This window comes from Pseudomonas bubulae (assembly GCF_037023725.1).
GTDB lineage: Bacteria > Pseudomonadota > Gammaproteobacteria > Pseudomonadales > Pseudomonadaceae > Aquipseudomonas > Aquipseudomonas bubulae.
In genome coordinates, this window is sequence record NZ_CP146077.1 from 1,745,903 (window position 1) to 1,762,918 (window position 17,016).

The window sequence follows — 17,016 nt, forward strand, 5'->3', positions numbered from 1 at the left end:
GCAGCCTTGCTCTGGCAAGGTTTGCGGCACATTTGTGCTGTTCCGAACTCTGGCCGCTGCCTTGCAGCGGCTTTTGTATTTTCTGAAATAACGAAGTGGAGAGCCGCATGGTTCCCGTAATCGCCCTGGTGGGCCGACCAAACGTCGGCAAGTCCACCTTGTTCAACCGCCTGACCAGGACTCGTGACGCCATCGTCGGCGACTTGTCCGGTCTGACCCGTGATCGCCAATACGGTGAGGCCAAGTGGCAAGGGCGTTCCTACATTCTGGTCGACACCGGCGGTATCTCCGGTGACGAGCACGGTATGGACGAAAAAATGGCCGAGCAGTCGCTGCTGGCCATCGAAGAAGCTGACGTCGTTCTGTTCCTGGTAGATGCAAAGGCGGGTTTCACTGCCGCTGACCAGATGATCGGCGAACACCTTCGCAAACGTAACAAGCGCTCCTACGTGGTGGCCAACAAGGTCGACAACATCGACCCGGACATGGCTCGCGCCGAGTTCGCGCCGCTGGGTATGGGCGATGCAATCCCGATCGCCGGTGCCCATGGCCGTGGTATCACGCAGATGCTGGAAATTGCCCTGAGCAACTTCCCGCGTGACGAAGAAGAGCCGGAAGACGGCGAAGAAGAAGTTGTTCTCGAAGGTGAGGAAGCCAAGCGCATTCCGGGCCCTAGCGAAAAAGACGGCATCAAGATCGCAATCATCGGTCGCCCGAACGTCGGTAAATCGACCCTGGTTAACCGCATGCTTGGTGAAGACCGGGTAATCGTCTATGACCAACCGGGTACCACTCGCGACAGTATCTACATCCCGTTCGAGCGTAACGACGAGAAGTACACGCTGATCGACACCGCCGGTGTGCGCAAGCGCGGCAAGATCCACGAAGAAGTTGAAAAATTCTCCGTGGTCAAAACCCTGCAAGCGATCAAAGACGCCAACGTGGTGATCTTTGTGATGGACGCCCGTGAAGGCGTGGTTGACCACGACCTCAACCTGTTGGGCTTTGCCCTGGAGGCCGGTCGGGCTCTGGTTATCGCGATCAACAAATGGGACGGCATGACCCCTAGCGAGCGCGAGTTCGTCAAGGTCGAGTTGACCCGTCGCCTGTTCTTCGTCGACTTCGCCGATATCCACTTTATCTCGGCGCTGCACGGCACTGGCGTGGGTAACCTGTACCAGTCGGTGCAAAACTCCTTCAAGTCGGCGGTTACCCGCTGGCCGACCAACCGCCTGACCCAGATTCTGGAAGATGCGGTTAGCGAGCACGCGCCACCGATGGTCAACAGCCGCCGGATCAAGCTGCGTTATGCCCACTTGGGTGGTGCCAACCCGCCGATTATCGTGATTCACGGTAACCAGGTTGAGAAGGTGCCGAAGTCTTACGTCCGTTATCTCGAAAACACCTACCGTCGCGTCTTGAAGCTGGTCGGTACGCCGATCCGCATCGAGTTCAAAGGTGGCGAGAACCCGTACGAAGGCAACAAGAACTCGCTGACCGACCGTCAGGTCAACAAGAAACGTCGCATGATGTCGCACCACAAGAAAGCCGAGAAAAATCGCAAAGACAAGCGCTAACCGCGCAAGCTCAAAGCGTAATGAGAAAGGGTCCGAAAGGACCCTTTTTCGTGTCAGGCGTTTGGGCTATCCTCGGTGGGTCCTGTGCCGCAGTCAGTGCCGGGAACTCAACAGGGAACGGCCATGATCACCAGCAAGTTGCCGAACGTCGGCACCACCATCTTCACGCGCATGTCGCAGCTCGCGGCAGAAACCGGCGCACTCAACCTGTCTCAGGGGTTCCCTGACTTCGATGGCCCGCAGGCGTTGCGTGATGCAGTTGGCCAGCACATTGCCAGTGGCCATAACCAGTACTCCCCAATGACCGGCCTGCCTGCGTTGCGTCAGCAAGTGGCGGCCAAGATCGCCCGTAGCTATGGCGCACAGGTGGATGCTGACACTGAAGTGACCATCACCCCCGGCGCTACCCAGGCTATTTTCTGCGCCATTCAGGCCGTGATTCATGCTGGCGATGAAGTCATTGTGTTTGATCCGTGCTACGACAGCTACGAGCCTTCGGTCGAACTGGCGGGTGGCCGTTGTGTGCATGTGCAGTTGGGGCTGGATGACTTTTCGATAGACTGGCAAAAGCTTGAAGATGCGCTGAGCCCGCGCACGCGCATGATCATTCTCAACAGCCCGCACAACCCCAGTGGTGCCTTGATCAGCCGTGCCGAGCTTGACCAGTTGGCCCGCCTGATTGCTGATCGGGATATCTACCTCATCAGCGATGAGGTGTACGAACACCTGGTGTTCGATGGCGTGCCCCATGTCAGTGTTTTGTCCCATCCTGAACTGTACGATCGTGCATTCGTGGTCAGCTCTTTCGGCAAGACGTATCACGTTACGGGCTGGAAAACCGGTTATGTCGTGGCACCGCCGGCTCTGACCGCCGAATTGCGCAAGGTTCACCAGTACGTCAGTTTTTGCGGGGTCACTCCCCTGCAATATGCATTGGCTGACTTTATGAGTGCCCACCCCGAGCACGTTGAAGAGTTGCCCGGGTTTTATCAGGCCAAGCGAGACCTGTTTTGTGATTTGCTGAACCCATCGCGTTTTACTTTCAAACCGGTGGCAGGGACGTATTTCCAGTTGGTGGATTACTCCCGAATTCGTCCGGACCTCAATGATGTCGACATGGCGGTGTGGCTGACCCGTGAGCATGGTGTAGCCACCATTCCGGTGTCGGTGTTCTACCAGGCCCCGCCCGCAGGGCAACGGCTGGTTCGACTGTGTTTTGCCAAACGCGAGGAGACGCTGCGTGAAGCAGCAGAGAAACTATGCGTGATCTAAAGGGATTACCCGATTTAAACGTAGCGCTGGTGCAAACCACGCTGGCCTGGCATGACCGTCAGGCCAACTTCGATCATTTCGACGAGCTGCTCGAGCAGGCTGTTGGCGCTGACCTGGTGGTCTTGCCTGAGATGTTCACCACCGGCTTCAGCATGGAGTCCAGTACCCTTGCTGAGCCCGAAAGCGGCCCGACCACCGAGTGGCTGCGCAAGCAGGCACAAAGGCTCAATGCCGTGGTGACGGGCAGCGTGATTGTGCTCGCGGCGGATGGCAGCCACCGTAACCGCCTGTTGTGGGCGCGTCCGGATGGCGAAGTGCTGCATTATGACAAACGCCACCTGTTCCGAATGGCCGGTGAGCATGAGCATTTCACTCCGGGTGAGCGTCAGGTCCAGTTTGAGGTCAAGGGCTGGCGTGTTCGCCCGCTGATTTGCTATGACCTGCGCTTCCCGGTGTGGAGCTGCGACCCCCATGACACCGACCTGTTGCTGTACACCGCCAACTGGCCGGGTGCGCGGCGGTTGCACTGGAACCGTTTGCTGCCGGCGCGGGCCATCGAAAACCTGTGTTATGTCGCGGCGGTGAATCGGGTGGGCACGGACGGCAAAGGTCTGGTGTATACCGGGGACAGTCATATCCTCGATTTTCAGGGCGAGTCGCTGCTCAGTGCAGGGGAGGCGGATGGCGTATTTACCATGAGCCTGAATGCGGGCGAATTGGGTGCTTACCGCGAGCGCTTCCCGGCCAACCTGGATGCGGACAGTTTTGATCTGCGCTGATTTGTAGAAGCAGTTATCAGATTGTGTGTACGACGTAAACCTGTGGGAGCGTGGCTTGCCCGCGATGGCATCACCGCGGTCTGCCTGCCAAATCGCGCCGCCTGAATCGCGAGCAAGCCCGCTCCCACAGGGGCTGGTGATTGCCGGTCATGATGCAATAAAAAGCCCCCAGGGTTCTCACCTTGGGGGCTTTTGCGTTTCAGGCCAACGTTTACGCGGCTTTCGCCTCGGCTTCGCTCAGGGAACGGTTCAGAGCGCTGAACAATGCCTTGAAGCTTGCCGTGGTGATGTTTTCATCAATGCCCACGCCATGCACGGCTCGGCCGCCATTGACCCGCAACTCTATATAAGCCGCAGCCTTGGCGTTGGTGCCAGCACCAATCGCATGCTCGTTGTAGTCCATTATTTCGGCATTGACCGGCAGGCCGGCTACCAGTGCTTCCAACGCGCCGTTGCCTTTGCCGCTCCAGCGCAGATTGGTTTCGCCGTCGCCTTTGGCCGAGACTTCGACTTCGACCGCACTGTGACCGTTCTCTTCCTGCAAGCGATGGCTGACCAGCGCGTAAGGAGTGTTGGCCTGCAAGTACTCGGTGCGCAGCAAGCTGTGAATCTGCTGAGCAGTCATTTCCAGGCCCAGACGGTCAGTTTCGCGTTGTACCACCTGGCTGAATTCGATCTGCATCCGGCGCGGCAAGCTGATGCCGTATTCCTGCTCCAGCAGGTAAGCGATCCCGCCTTTGCCCGACTGGCTGTTAACCCGAATCACGGCTTCGTAGCTGCGACCGATATCCGCCGGGTCGATCGGCAAGTACGGCACTTCCCACAGGGCGTCCGGTTTCTGCTGGGCGAAGCCTTTGCGGATGGCGTCCTGGTGCGAACCGGAGAACGCGGTGTGCACCAGGTCGCCCACATACGGGTGACGCGGGTGCACCGGGATCTGGTTGCACTCTTCGACAACCTTGCGCACGCCATCGATATCGGAGAAGTCCAGCTGCGGATCCAGGCCCTGGGTGTACATGTTCAGGGCCACGGTCACCAGGTCGACGTTACCGGTCCGTTCGCCGTTACCGAACAGGCAGCCTTCGACACGATCGGCGCCAGCCATCAGGCCCAGCTCGGTGGCGGCTACACCGGTGCCACGGTCGTTGTGGGTGTGCAGGCTGATCAGCACGCTGTCACGGCGATTGATATTGCGGCCGAACCATTCGATCTGGTCGGCGTAGATATTCGGCGTCGCGCACTCAACGGTGGCAGGCAAGTTGAGGATCATCTTGTGCTCAGGCGTCGGGTTCCACACTTCGATTACCGCGTCACACACTTCCTTGGCGAACTCCAGTTCGGTGGCGCTGAAGGTCTCTGGCGAGTATTCGAACGTCCAGTGGGTTTCGGGCTGCTGAGCGGCGTATTTGACGAACAGCTTCGCCGCGCTGACCGCGATTTCCTTGATGCCGTCTTTGTCCTGGTTGAACACGATGCGGCGGAAAGCAGGGCAAGTGGCGTTGTACAGGTGGACGATAGCCTTTTTCGCGCCGCGCAGCGATTCGAAGGTGCGGGCGATCAAGTCTTCGCGGCCCTGGGTCAGCACCTGGATAGTGGTGTCGTCCGGTATATGGCCGTCTTCGATCAGGGTGCGGACAAAGTCAAAGTCGGTTTGCGATGCCGCCGGGAACGATGCCTCGATTTCTTTAACGCCTACGCTGACCAGGGTTTTCCAGAATCGCAGCTTCTTTACCGCATCCATCGGCTCGATCAGCGACTGGTTACCGTCGCGCAAATCGGAACTGCACCAGATCGGCGCCTGGGTGATGGTTTTTGACGGCCACGTTCGGTCGGGCAAATCAATGACCGGGAAGGCACGGTATTTGGAAGAAGGGTCTTTGAGCATGGTCATCAGGCAATCCTTTTTATGCGAGCCGGTCATTGAGGAGGCGGCTAGCCGAAGAAATACAAAGCAGAAGGCGAGGCACCGCGACTAGCGTTGCAGTCGTGCACTGACGAGGCAAAGGCTGCGGTGTTGACGAAGCAGAATGAGGACGTGAGGTGTGTTCATAGGCTCAACCCTAACCATTGGCGGGAAAGATGGCAAGCCTATAAAAAACATTGAGATAAATGCTCGAAAAGACAAGATATGCGCGTTTTTATAGCGCATATTGATTTTTGCCTTGCTCTGGATTGCGTGGTTTAAAGGGAGGGCATGCCTTGCGTGCTACAGGGGTTTTCCCCTTTCTGGGCGCTTGTTAGGGTGCGAAGGCGCCAATGAAAATCGCCGGGTCAACCCTTGCATCATTGAGGCTGACGTTCCAGTGCATATGCGGGCCCGTGGCGCGGCCTGTCGAGCCGACCTTGCCCACCACATCGCCGCGGGCCAGTTGCTGGCCGACCTTGGTGTCGATCTTCGACATATGGCAGAACATGCTGATAAAGCCCTGGCCGTGATCTACAAACACCGTATTGCCATTGAAGAAGTAATTGCCGATCAGGATTACCTTGCCCGCTGCCGGGGTCTTGATCGGCGTGCCAGCAGGTACGGCGAAGTCGAGACCGGCGTGAGGGTTGCGCTCTTCGCCATTGAAGAAGCGGCGCACGCCGAACTTGCTCGACAGCGGGCCATTGACCGGTTTGTCCAGCAACAGGTTGCTGGGTGTGTTGGGGCTGAAGGTGCGGTAGGCCTTGATCTGGATCGCCAGCTCGTTGTCGATGCGCTTGATATCGGCCGGGTCGGGATTGACCTGACGCTTGTTTTTCAAGGTGATGTGTTGCTCGGGGTATTTTTTGCTGCCCACCGCAAAGCTCAGGTTGCGCCCGCCGGAGGTGATCTGCTGGCTACCGGGTTTGACCGTCAACGGGATGCCGACAATCGCCCGCCAGGTGTCCTGTTCCTTGATCACCATGACCGGCTTGCCGTCATAGCTGGCCTTGGGCGCCTGGGCGCCGCTGCCCAGTTCAATCACGGCCACCCCTCCGGGCACCGGTTTGTGCAGCAGGCGGGTGATATAGCTGTCAGCCGCCTGAGCATTGAAAGTCAGGCACAGCAAAAGCACGGCAGAGAAAAAACGTGGCATTGGTTAATCCAGTAAAGAAAGGGTGACAGGCGTGAGGTGATTGTCCTCAACGCGCACTTGCAGTTCGCCTTCGCCCAGCCTGGCGGTCAAGCGCTGACCGTTTTGCGTTTGCGCGGCCCGGCGAACGGCATTGCCCTTTTCATCGAGCAGGATACTGTAGCCACGGCCCAGGGTCGCCAGCGGACTGACCACATGCAGGGTTTGCATCTGGTTTTGCAGCTGCATGCGGCGCGCCTTGAGGCCTTCGCGCATGGCCCGGGGCAAGCGCTCGGCCAGGCTGTCCAGACGCTGGCGCAACATGGCCAGCTGACGCCCCGGATGTTGTGCGGCCAGACGGGTTTCGAGGCGGATCAGGCGTTCGCGGCGAGTATTCAGGCTGCGCTCGAAAGCCCGGCGCATGCGCATGTCCAGGTCATCCAGGCGTTGGGCTTGCTGACGCAGACGTTCGCCGGGGTGACGCAGGCGTCGCGCCAGGCCGTCGAGGCGCAAGCGGTCGCGCATCAGGCGATCACGAATGCGCATCACCAGGCGCCGATGCAGGCTGTCGATGCGCCGTTGCAGGTCGCTTGAGTCCGGTGCCAGCAGCTCGGCCGCGGCCGAAGGCGTGGGCGCGCGCACGTCTGCCACGAAGTCGGCGATCGAGACATCGGTTTCGTGACCCACGGCACTGACGACAGGGGTAACGCAGGCATCGATGGCGCGAGCCACGGCTTCTTCGTTGAAACACCACAGGTCTTCCAGCGAGCCGCCGCCGCGGGCCAGGATCAGTGCGTCAAAGCCCCGTGCATCGGCCAGCTTGAGGGCACGGACGATTTGCGCCGTGGCTTCGCGGCCTTGAACGGCGGTGGGGATCAGGGTCAGTTCGACTTGTGGCGCACGGCGGCGGAACACGCTGATGATGTCGCGAATCACCGCGCCGGTGGGCGAGCTGACAATACCGATGCGCTGCGGGTGAGCGGGCAGGGCGACCTTGCGTTCGGGGCTGAACAGGCCTTCGGCGCCGAGCTTTTCCTTGAGTGCATCGAAGGCCAGGCGCAGTGCGCCGTCGCCGGCGGGTTCTACAGTGTCGAGGATCAACTGGTAATCGCCACGGCCTTCAAACAGCGAGACCTTGCCGCGCACCTTGACCGCCAGGCCATCCTTGAGCGCCTGACGAACCCGCGCAGCGTTATTGCGAAACAGCGCACAACGCACCTGGGCGCCGCTGTCCTTGAGAGTGAAATACACGTGGCCAGAGGCCGGGCGGGCGAGGTTGGAGATTTCGCCTTCTACCCAGATATTGCTGAACACGTCTTCGAGCAGCACCCGCGCCCGGCCATTGAGCTGGCTGACGGTCAGGACTTCCCGGTCGAGATTGAGTCTTGCAAAGGGGTCTTTAATCATGCGGGTCATCATAAGGGCGGATTGTTATCACTGCACCTGTCTGATAGAAGTCTGCGCACTAAAAACAAGGAAGCAGAGCAATGGATTTGCCGTTTAGTGGTGGTGAGTGGGTGCTGCTGGAGCTGGCCATTGCCCTGGCCTATATCGTCTTTGGTGTGGCCGGGTTCGGCACGGCGCTGGTGGCCGGGCCGATCCTGATTCTGTGCCTGCCGCTGTCGAAAATCATCCCGCTGCTGGTGCTGCTGGATTTTGTGGCGGCCTTTGGTAACTGGCTGCCGTCGCGCCGGGATGTGGTGCGATCCGAGTTGCTGCGCTTGCTGCCGTGCATGGCGATCGGCTGTGTGGTGGGCGTGGTGTTTTTGCTGAACCTTAAATCCGACCTGTTGTTGCTGTTGATGGGGGTTTTTATCACCGCTTACGCCTTGTACAGCCTGGCGGTGAAGGTGAAGCCGGCACGGCTCGCTGCCGGTTGGGCCATCCCCACGGGTATCACCGGCGGGTTGTTTGGTGCGCTGTTTGGCAGTGGCGGTTTTTTGTATGCGCTTTATCTGAATGCCCGCTTGCCCAAAGACGCTGCCCGCGCCACCCAGAGTGCGTTGATCAGTTGCAGCACCGTGGTGCGTCTTACGTTGTTCGTACTTGCCGGTGTGTATGCCGATGGCGAGCTGTTGTTGCTTGGCGCCTGCCTGTTACCGGCGATGGCAATGGGACTGTGGGTTGGCCGCCGGCTGACGCGCAAATTGTCCCGCGAGGCGTTTGTGCGGCTGGTAACGTGGCTGGTGCTGGCCAGCGGCATTGCGCTGATTGCGCGTTATCTGAGTGCTTGACCTCGCGAGGTGAGGCTTTAAGCTGCGCGTCAGCTCTAACTCTGTGGGAGCGGGCTTGCTCGCGATGCAGGCACTGCGGTGCCGCAGCCAGATCGCGTCGATGTGATCGCGAGCAAGCCCGCTCCAGCAGTTGCACTGTGTTGCCCTTATTTCACGTACATGTGCCGTCCCCATGAATTCCCAAAGCATCATCGTTCCAAAAATCTCCACCTTGCCGGTGCATGAGCCGCGTGCCCGGGCCATCGTGCGCTGGCTGGTGCGCAAGAACATCATCGAAGAAGAGCTCACCACCTGCGGCCGTACCGGCAATGGCATGGCCTACGCCATCGCCCCCGGTGCCCGTGAAGTGGTGCTGCACCCCGAGGCTCTGCCTTTCGGGCAGCCGGTCAATGGCCTGGAGATCATCACCAAGCGCTGCATCTACACACCGGCCAAAGGTTTTCTTGAAGAAGCCGGTTGCGCCGAGTGCCGCAAGGAAGTGGGCGAGGCACTGTTTGAAAGCCTCGAAGACTGGATGCCGGGGCGTACCGACAACTTCATCTGTCCGCTGTGCGCCCACGAAGACGACATCAACGGTTTTCTGTTTTTACAGCCGTGTGCGTTTTCCAACCTTGGGTTTATTTTCAACAACTGGGCCGAGGCTGGATTCAAGCAAAGCTTTCTCGACGAGTTCGCCGACTGGCTCGACCAGCCGGTGGCGTGGGTGAAAGTCGAACTCTGAGGTGAAAATTCCGTAGCAGCTGCCGAAGGAACGAGGCTGCGTTCGATTGCGAAGCGATCGTAAGTCCGGGGCACGCGGTTCAGCTGAAAAAACGCGTGCTATGGATTTACGACGGCTACGCCGCCGGACGCAGCCTTCGGCAGCTGCTACGGTTCAATTTCTGCCTTCAAAGTCAGCTAATCATTGGCCCTTAGCGCAAAACTCTCTAAAGGTTTCCGTTGAGAGATCCAGGGGTTTTGAGTACAATGGCGCGCTTCCATTTTCCCGCTCGGGAGCCCCAGCGATGCTGCGTATCAGCCAAGAAGCACTCACATTCGATGACATCCTTCTCGTCCCCGGTTATTCCGAGGTTCTCCCGAACGAAGTCAATTTAAAGACTCGTTTGACCCGTGGCATTGAACTGAATATTCCGCTGGTTTCCGCTGCAATGGACACCGTAACTGAAGCCCGTCTGGCAATCGCCATGGCTCAGGAAGGCGGTATCGGTATCATCCACAAGAACATGACCATCGAGCAGCAAGCTCACGAAGTTCGCAAGGTCAAGCGTTTCGAAGCCGGCGTGGTTAAAGAGCCGATCACTATCGAGGCTGATGCCACGGTACGTGAGCTGCTTGAGCTGACCCGCCAGCACAATATCTCCGGCGTTCCGGTACTGCACAATGGCGACCTGGTCGGCATCGTGACATCCCGTGACGTACGCTTTGAAAACCGTCTGGAAGCTACCGTTCGTGACGTGATGACGCCTAAAGAGCGTCTGGTTACGGTCAAGGAAGGCGCCGACAAGGAAGAAGCCCGCGAGCTGTTGCACAAGCACCGTATCGAGCGCGTGCTGATCGTCGACGACAACTTTGCCCTCAAGGGCATGATGACCGTTAACGACATCGAAAAAGCCAAGGCTTACCCGTTGGCCAGCAAGGACGACCAGGGTCGTCTGCGCGTAGGCGCTGCGGTCGGTACCGGCAAGGACACCGCTGATCGCGTGGCCGCCCTCGTGGCTGCCGGCGTTGACGTGGTGGTAGTCGACACCGCCCACGGTCACTCCAAAGGCGTGATCGACCGCGTTCGCTGGGTCAAGCAGAACTTCCCTGAAGTTCAGGTCATTGGCGGCAACATCGCCACTGGCGCTGCTGCCCTGGCCCTGGCTGAAGCCGGCGCTGACGCAGTTAAAGTCGGTATCGGCCCGGGCTCGATCTGCACCACCCGTATCGTTGCCGGTGTTGGCGTTCCGCAAATCAGCGCGATTGCCAATGTGGCCGCTGCCCTTGAAGGCACTGGCGTACCTCTGATCGCCGACGGCGGCATCCGTTTTTCGGGTGACCTGTCCAAGGCCATCGTTGCCGGTGCTTCCTGCGTGATGATGGGTTCGATGTTTGCCGGTACTGAAGAAGCACCAGGCGAAATCGAGCTGTACCAGGGCCGTTCGTACAAGGCTTACCGCGGCATGGGTTCGCTGGGTGCGATGTCGCAATCCCAGGGCTCCTCTGACCGTTACTTCCAGGACTCCTCCGCGGGTGCCGAGAAGCTGGTACCGGAAGGTATCGAAGGTCGCGTGGCTTACAAAGGCTCGCTGACGGCGATCATTCACCAACTGATGGGCGGTCTGCGTTCCTCGATGGGTTACACCGGCTGTGCCGACATCGAACAAATGCGTACCAAGCCCGAGTTCGTGCGTATCACCGGCGCTGGCATGGCTGAATCCCACGTCCACGACGTGCAGATCACCAAGGAAGCACCCAACTATCGCGTAGGTTGATAGTGGTCGCACCCGGGTTCACACCCGGGTGCGATACGAATTAAGTCACCGGGGCTGTTTGATTCAGCCCCGTGTCGTTTCTGAAATTAATCGAGATTTTGTCATGGCCCTCGACATTCACGCTCACCGCATCCTGATCCTGGACTTCGGTTCCCAGTACACCCAGCTGATCGCCCGCCGCGTGCGCGAAATCGGCGTTTACTGCGAACTGCACCCGTTCGACATGGACGACGCAGCGATCCGCGAATTCGCCCCTAAAGGCATCATCCTGGCCGGTGGCCCGGAGTCGGTACACGAAGCCGGCAGCCCGCGCGCCCCACAAGCTGTATTTGACCTGGGCGTACCGGTTTTCGGTATCTGCTACGGCATGCAGACCATGGCCGAGCAACTGGGCGGCAAGGTTGAAGGTTCCGAGCTGCGCGAGTTTGGTTATGCCCGCGTCGACGTGGTTGGCAAAAGCCGCCTGCTGGACGGCATCGAAGACCACATCGACGCCGACGGCCTGTTCGGTCTGGACGTGTGGATGAGCCACGGTGACAAGGTCACCAAAATGCCGTCCGACTTCCACATTCTGGCCAGCACTCCAAGCTGCCCGATTGCCGGCATGTTCAGCGACGAGCGCGGCTACTACGGCGTGCAGTTCCACCCGGAAGTGACCCACACCAAACAGGGTGGCCGCATCCTGTCGCGCTTTATCCTCGACATCTGCGGCTGCGAAGCCCTGTGGACGCCGTCGAAAATCGCCGAAGACGCGATTGCCAACATCCGTGCCCAGGTCGGTACCGACAACGTATTGCTGGGCTTGTCCGGCGGCGTTGACTCCTCGGTAGTAGCAGCTTTGCTGCACAAGGCCATCGGCGACCAGTTGACCTGCGTATTCGTGGACAACGGCCTGCTGCGCCTGCACGAAGGTGAGCAAGTGATGGCCATGTTCGCCGAGAACATGGGCGTCAAGGTGATCCGCGCCAACGCTGCCGACCAGTTCCTGAACAACCTGGCTGGCGAAAGCGACCCGGAGAAAAAGCGCAAGATCATCGGCCGTACCTTTATCGACGTGTTCGATGCCGAATCCTGCAAGCTGGAAAACATCAAGTACCTGGCCCAGGGCACCATCTACCCGGACGTGATCGAGTCGGCTGGCGCCAAGAGCGGCAAGGCTCACGTCATCAAGTCGCACCACAACGTGGGCGGCCTGCCGGACGAAATGAACCTCAAGCTGGTTGAACCGCTGCGTGAGCTGTTCAAGGACGAAGTCCGTCGTCTGGGTCTGGAGCTGGGCCTGCCGTACGACATGGTCTACCGTCACCCGTTCCCGGGCCCGGGTCTGGGCGTGCGCATCCTGGGTGAAGTGAAAAAGGAATACGCCGACATCCTGCGTCGTGCTGACCACATCTTTATCGAAGAGCTGCGCAAGGCTGACTGGTACCACAAAGTGAGCCAGGCATTTGTAGTGTTCCAGCCGGTTAAATCGGTTGGTGTTGTAGGCGATGGCCGTCGTTACGCCTGGGTAGTTGCCCTGCGTGCCGTAGAAACCATCGACTTCATGACCGCGCGTTGGGCTCATCTGCCTTACGAACTGCTGGAAACCGTCAGCGGCCGGATCATCAACGAAATCGAAGGCATCTCCCGCGTAACTTATGACGTGTCGAGCAAGCCGCCGGCAACGATTGAGTGGGAATGATTAGACGTCCGGCACTGACCGGCACGATCTAGCAGGAAATACCCTGAAGCCCGCTTAATTGCGGGCTTTTGGCTTTTTTGGGCTGGCAATTTCTGGCTGTTTTGTGCATCGCCAGGCAGCGTGTTCAGGTGGCTTGGTACGGGGCCGCGCTGATTTCGGCTAGAAGTTATCCATCGCGTGACACATCGACACCTTGCCATCAGGCTTCGGCTCGACAGCGACCCATTGCATGCCGTCAGCTGAAAGCTCATCCAGCAGGAATGAGCAGTCTGCCGACATGGATGCCTGCACCCGGTAATCCACCCCGGGCCGAGGTACGAAGGTCATGGTCCTGGCGCACTGCCGGGCATATTGCAGGCGCCCCAGGTAATGGAGCGCGATCGGCTTGTTCGCCGGCACTACCAGCTCTGACGAGACCGAACCTGCCAACGAATAGATCGGCCCGGCAATGCTGAGGTTTTCGCCGTTATGGTCGGGGAAGCCGGATTTCGCCGACGCCATCACCCCCGCGCCGGGCACATTCCAGTCGAGGCAGTCACGCCCCGGCACGGCGCGCACCAGACCGTCGGTGAGCAGACGAATACGGGCAGTCTCGCCGCTCTGCGGGGGTATGTAGCCGGTAGACAGCGAACGCACGTTTGCCACTTGGCCGCAGCCGCTGAGCGCTAGCAGAACGGCGGGGATTACAGTGAACAGTCTCATCAGGCAATCGACTCGCAGGGGCAGGTTAAGGCTGGCGGCAGTTCTGGCTGACTGACAGATGCGGCGCAGGTTCATAGGTCACGCGCTGCAAACCATCGGCGTCCTGGAACAGGAAGTACTTGGTGCGACAGTCCTTGAACATTGTCGAGTAACCCTCGGCCCGGAAGCCTTGACCATCTACCTGTTTGGTCACGGTATTGTTGCGGCTGACCACCGCGAGCACACTCTGATAGCTGTCGCCCATGTTTACCCCAGGTTCGCCGGTGATTGCGACCGAGGAGGCGCAACCACCCAGCGCTGTTGCCGCCAGGGCCAATGCGGCACCATACAGTCCGTTGCGTAGATTGTTCATTCCCTGTGTCCTTTAGGTGACGGATTAACGGCGGCCATCGCACACCGGCGATTCTCCAATACGACCGAGCTTGCACATGTCCAAGTTATCTTTGCGTTTGTAGCCTGCGTCTTTCATGCAATAGAAGTTCAGTAACCTCACATCGATTGGCGACCTGTCTCCTGCGCCATCAACATTGGTATATCCGCACGCACGCATCGCAGCAATGATCCCGGTCTGCGATACGCCCTCCTTGTACCATTTTGTGTAATCCGGAGCCGGCGGTTGAAAGCCCCTTCCCGTGCAGCCAACCAGTAACACAGCGCAAAAACTCAGCAACAGGCTCCTCGTGAACATGGCGTTCTTCCTTGGGTTTTGACGCGGGTAGAGTGTGATGCGCCAACATCGTATAGGGAACTTTCATTCAACAAATGGTTCCATACTGTCCTTCACTCAGACTGTTCAAGGATCGAATGAAAACTTATCTGGCAGTTCCGTTAGCAATCACACTCGCCCTTGTGATGACCGGTTGCAGTAGCCGTAAGGCGGGTGATCTCACTTCAACGCCGGTCGTGCCACTGGTCATGAATGACCATCAAGCCAGCTTGACCTTCCGTACCATCGGCGGGGAGGGTGATCACCCTGTCAGTTACATGTACGGGTATTCCGACGGTCGAATGGATGACGCGGGTGATCGTGTTTATGACACTGCTTACTTCAAGCGCATACCGGCCTATCTGAAGCGAATTGGCGGTGGCACTGACAGCATCAGCAAGCTGGTCGATGCAGACAAAGTGGTGCACGTGGAAGGGACGGTCAAGGCCAAGCAGTTCACCTTCAACGGTATTCCAATGCCTACGCCGTTCGACAAAGAGCAGCCTGTTGCGCAGCAATTCACCCCGCAAGCCAAGAAGAATTACGTGGTTGAAACCGTGATCGCTGACACTTGGGTGATGAACGTGTATGAAGTTTCTCCAACCGGTGAACGCAAGACCGTTGGCGCTCAAAAAAATGATGGCGCCGCAGACTGATAGTGCATGAAAGGCCTTGAGCCCGGCTTGATATAAAAAGCGATCAACCTTTACTGTTGATCGCTTTTTTTGTGGTCGGCGTTCTGAATCATCAAACTTCCGACGCCAATTAATTGAACGTGGCAATTGCTCGAAATGGCAATTGAGCTTAGTTCGATTGATTCATACGCGTTATTAAAACCTCATCCATAAATAATACATGCCTCAACCAAAACAATTGGTTAGGCGTGCTGTTTTTGCTGTAGTCAAAATACTGACAATCAAAGCCAGTCGCATCCTCCCTATAAGTCGGTGATTTATCATGATCAAGATCATGGCCTTCTTGTTAATAGGAGTTGTCACTGCAGGATGCAACGGATTCGTGAAGCCCGACTTGTCGGGGCCGGTCAATGAAGCTTACTTTCCCGTCTTTTCAGGCTTTCCCATGCCGTATATGTACATGGCCTCGGCCGTGCAATGGAATGAGGACTACGCCGTCACCACTGGGCATACCCCGTTTATCCCCAACGTTGCATACCGTTGCAGCACACGCTGCGATCTGGTCTTTATCAAGCATAAAGCCAATGGCCACTTCCCGGCATGGCGAGCGCCGCAGGTGGGAGAGAGCATCACGGCCGTGGGCGTGAGCCCTTACCTTGTGACCACGACGGGTAAGGGCAAAGTGTATAAAACCCCCTTCAGCAATACCGAAGATCACAGCGGTGACCTGTATGCCATTCATGATGCCCCGCTGGTCAAGGGCATGTCGGGTGGGCCGGTGATCGCCAGTGACGGTTGCGTGGTGGGGATCAATGCCGGTTTTTATTCGACCAGCCTGAACAGTGCTATTACGTTGCCTGAGCTGAAGAGCGCGCAGAGAGTGAGCATTTTTATCCCGTATTCGATTGTTGCCCGCGAATGGGGGATGTTGCAGGCGCAGCTTGATGGGGGGCGTGGGTCGAAGTTTGCGGCCAAGTAAAAAAGCACCCTCACCCCGGAAGGTGAGGGTGCTTTTTTTGATGTCAGCGCCGCGCCACATCCGAAAAGTAGAACTTGTCCAGCGTATGCCGCGACTCGGTGTACTCGAACTGGCGCCCATCCTGTAGAAACGTCTGGTTGCTCACCACGATCACATGGCTCTGACCTTCCAGGTCCAGGTGCTGCTGGTCGTCCTTGCTGCGCGGCACCGCTTCGATGGTGCGCTGGGCATAGCTGATCTGCATATTCAGGGTCTGCTCGATATAGGCATAGATCGAGTGCTCGGCAATGGCCTGATCCAGCCCCGGAATCAGGTCGCTGACAAAATGGTTGATGTCCAGAATCACCCGCTTGCCATCAATATGGCGCACGCGTTTGATGCGGGTTATCAGGCTGCCCGCTGCAACATCGAACTTCTCGCACAGTGCGCCTTCGAGCGGGAACCGGGTGAACTCCACCACCTCGGTACTGACGTTACCGCCCAGGCGCGGGTAGGTCTCTTGAAAGCTGACGATACCGCCCAGCTGGAACTCGATCGGGCTGGATGACAATACAAAAGTGCCCTTGCCGTGGATCTTCTGGGCAAATCCACGCTCCTGCAGTTGTTCAATCGCCTTGCGCACGGTTCCGCGGCTGGCCCCATAGCTGGCCATCAACTCGGTTTCGGACGGCAGGCGCGCGCCGCGGGCCAGGCGTTCAGTGGTGATACTGGCAAGCAGATCCGTGTAGATCTGATTGTATTTGGTCATGGCGAGGGCTCTATGCCGGTTGGGCTCGGGGCCCGGAACCTTAAGGGTTGGAGGGAAGGCAGCGCAAGTACGCGGCAGAAAAATCACTAACTCGTCTGTACCAGTTGTTGCTTTAACTCGTACAGACGAGTATTTTTTTGCTACGGCGTGCTGCCACAGCGACGCTCCATAATAAAAATTCAAGCGAGACC

Annotated in this window: 16 protein-coding genes; 9 read left to right on the top strand and 7 right to left on the bottom strand. The window is 58.3% G+C overall.

Annotated features, from left to right (window positions below):
• Positions 1-107: 107 nt before the first annotated feature.
• The 3 genes from der to V6L81_RS08145 all read left to right on the top strand — a co-directional run bounded on the left by der (position 108) and on the right by V6L81_RS08145 (position 3,628).
• On the top strand, positions 108-1,577 hold the full coding sequence (gene der, locus V6L81_RS08135; RefSeq protein ID WP_016779615.1) for a ribosome biogenesis GTPase Der: 1,470 nt from the start codon (positions 108-110) through the stop codon (positions 1,575-1,577).
• 123 nt (positions 1,578-1,700) lie between these two features.
• A complete protein-coding gene (locus V6L81_RS08140; RefSeq protein ID WP_095018337.1) occupies positions 1,701-2,849 on the top strand; it encodes a pyridoxal phosphate-dependent aminotransferase in 1,149 nt (382 codons plus the stop codon).
• Positions 2,837-3,628, top strand: a complete 792-nt coding sequence (locus V6L81_RS08145) for an amidohydrolase (protein ID WP_095018338.1) — start codon at positions 2,837-2,839, stop codon at positions 3,626-3,628. Before V6L81_RS08140 ends, V6L81_RS08145 begins: the two co-directional genes overlap by 13 nt.
• A gap of 211 nt (positions 3,629-3,839) precedes the next feature.
• Here the strand turns inward: V6L81_RS08145 and leuA are convergent, their stop codons facing one another.
• From leuA to xseA, 3 genes are all read right to left on the bottom strand, one after another.
• On the bottom strand, positions 3,840-5,519 hold the full coding sequence (gene leuA, locus V6L81_RS08150; RefSeq protein WP_095026022.1) for a 2-isopropylmalate synthase: 1,680 nt from the start codon (positions 5,517-5,519) through the stop codon (positions 3,840-3,842).
• A 346-nt stretch (positions 5,520-5,865) separates the two neighbouring features.
• Positions 5,866-6,690, bottom strand: a complete 825-nt coding sequence (locus V6L81_RS08155; protein WP_338660603.1) for a peptidoglycan DD-metalloendopeptidase family protein — start codon at positions 6,688-6,690, stop codon at positions 5,866-5,868.
• Positions 6,691-6,693: 3 nt separating this feature from the next.
• Entirely contained in the window at positions 6,694-8,073 is a 1,380-nt protein-coding gene (gene xseA / locus V6L81_RS08160; protein WP_095001630.1) for an exodeoxyribonuclease VII large subunit, read from the bottom strand.
• An 80-nt stretch (positions 8,074-8,153) separates the two neighbouring features.
• Here xseA and V6L81_RS08165 point away from each other — a divergent pair, with 80 nt between their 5' ends.
• The 4 genes from V6L81_RS08165 (at position 8,154) to guaA (ending at position 13,055) form a co-directional block, all read left to right on the top strand.
• The gene (locus tag V6L81_RS08165; RefSeq protein WP_130871885.1) at positions 8,154-8,900 is read left to right on the top strand and encodes a sulfite exporter TauE/SafE family protein; all 747 of its coding nucleotides are present in this window, start codon (positions 8,154-8,156) and stop codon (positions 8,898-8,900) included.
• A 172-nt stretch (positions 8,901-9,072) separates the two neighbouring features.
• On the top strand, positions 9,073-9,621 hold the full coding sequence (locus V6L81_RS08170; RefSeq protein ID WP_095001456.1) for a sugar ABC transporter ATPase: 549 nt from the start codon (positions 9,073-9,075) through the stop codon (positions 9,619-9,621).
• Between the two features lie 283 nt (positions 9,622-9,904).
• Entirely contained in the window at positions 9,905-11,374 is a 1,470-nt protein-coding gene (guaB, locus tag V6L81_RS08175) for an IMP dehydrogenase (protein ID WP_016779630.1), read from the top strand.
• 103 nt (positions 11,375-11,477) lie between these two features.
• Positions 11,478-13,055, top strand: a complete 1,578-nt coding sequence (gene guaA, locus V6L81_RS08180; protein ID WP_095001455.1) for a glutamine-hydrolyzing GMP synthase — start codon at positions 11,478-11,480, stop codon at positions 13,053-13,055.
• A 159-nt stretch (positions 13,056-13,214) separates the two neighbouring features.
• On the opposite strand, the gene V6L81_RS08185 is transcribed toward guaA, so the two are convergent.
• From V6L81_RS08185 to V6L81_RS08195, 3 genes are read right to left on the bottom strand one after another with little or no spacing between them, the layout of a single operon-like run.
• The gene (locus V6L81_RS08185; protein WP_240882060.1) at positions 13,215-13,757 is read right to left on the bottom strand and encodes a hypothetical protein; all 543 of its coding nucleotides are present in this window, start codon (positions 13,755-13,757) and stop codon (positions 13,215-13,217) included.
• Between the two features lie 25 nt (positions 13,758-13,782).
• Positions 13,783-14,109: a hypothetical protein gene (locus V6L81_RS08190; protein WP_338660604.1), complete on the bottom strand. Its 327-nt coding sequence runs from the start codon at positions 14,107-14,109 to the stop codon at positions 13,783-13,785.
• A 24-nt stretch (positions 14,110-14,133) separates the two neighbouring features.
• Positions 14,134-14,445, bottom strand: coding sequence for a hypothetical protein (locus V6L81_RS08195; protein ID WP_010655636.1), 312 nt, complete (start codon positions 14,443-14,445; stop codon positions 14,134-14,136).
• A gap of 116 nt (positions 14,446-14,561) precedes the next feature.
• Here V6L81_RS08195 and V6L81_RS08200 point away from each other — a divergent pair, with 116 nt between their 5' ends.
• Together V6L81_RS08200 and V6L81_RS08205 are read left to right on the top strand one after the other, a co-directional pair.
• A complete protein-coding gene (locus tag V6L81_RS08200) occupies positions 14,562-15,119 on the top strand; it encodes a hypothetical protein (protein WP_095018344.1) in 558 nt (185 codons plus the stop codon).
• Positions 15,120-15,420: 301 nt separating this feature from the next.
• Positions 15,421-16,077 carry a trypsin-like peptidase domain-containing protein gene (locus V6L81_RS08205; protein ID WP_095001449.1) on the top strand — a complete coding sequence of 219 codons (657 nt, stop codon included), beginning with the start codon at positions 15,421-15,423 and terminating at the stop codon, positions 16,075-16,077.
• A 43-nt stretch (positions 16,078-16,120) separates the two neighbouring features.
• Here the strand turns inward: V6L81_RS08205 and treR are convergent, their stop codons facing one another.
• Positions 16,121-16,825, bottom strand: coding sequence for a trehalose operon repressor (gene treR, locus V6L81_RS08210; protein ID WP_338660605.1), 705 nt, complete (start codon positions 16,823-16,825; stop codon positions 16,121-16,123).
• Between the last annotated feature and the right edge of the window lie 191 nt (positions 16,826-17,016).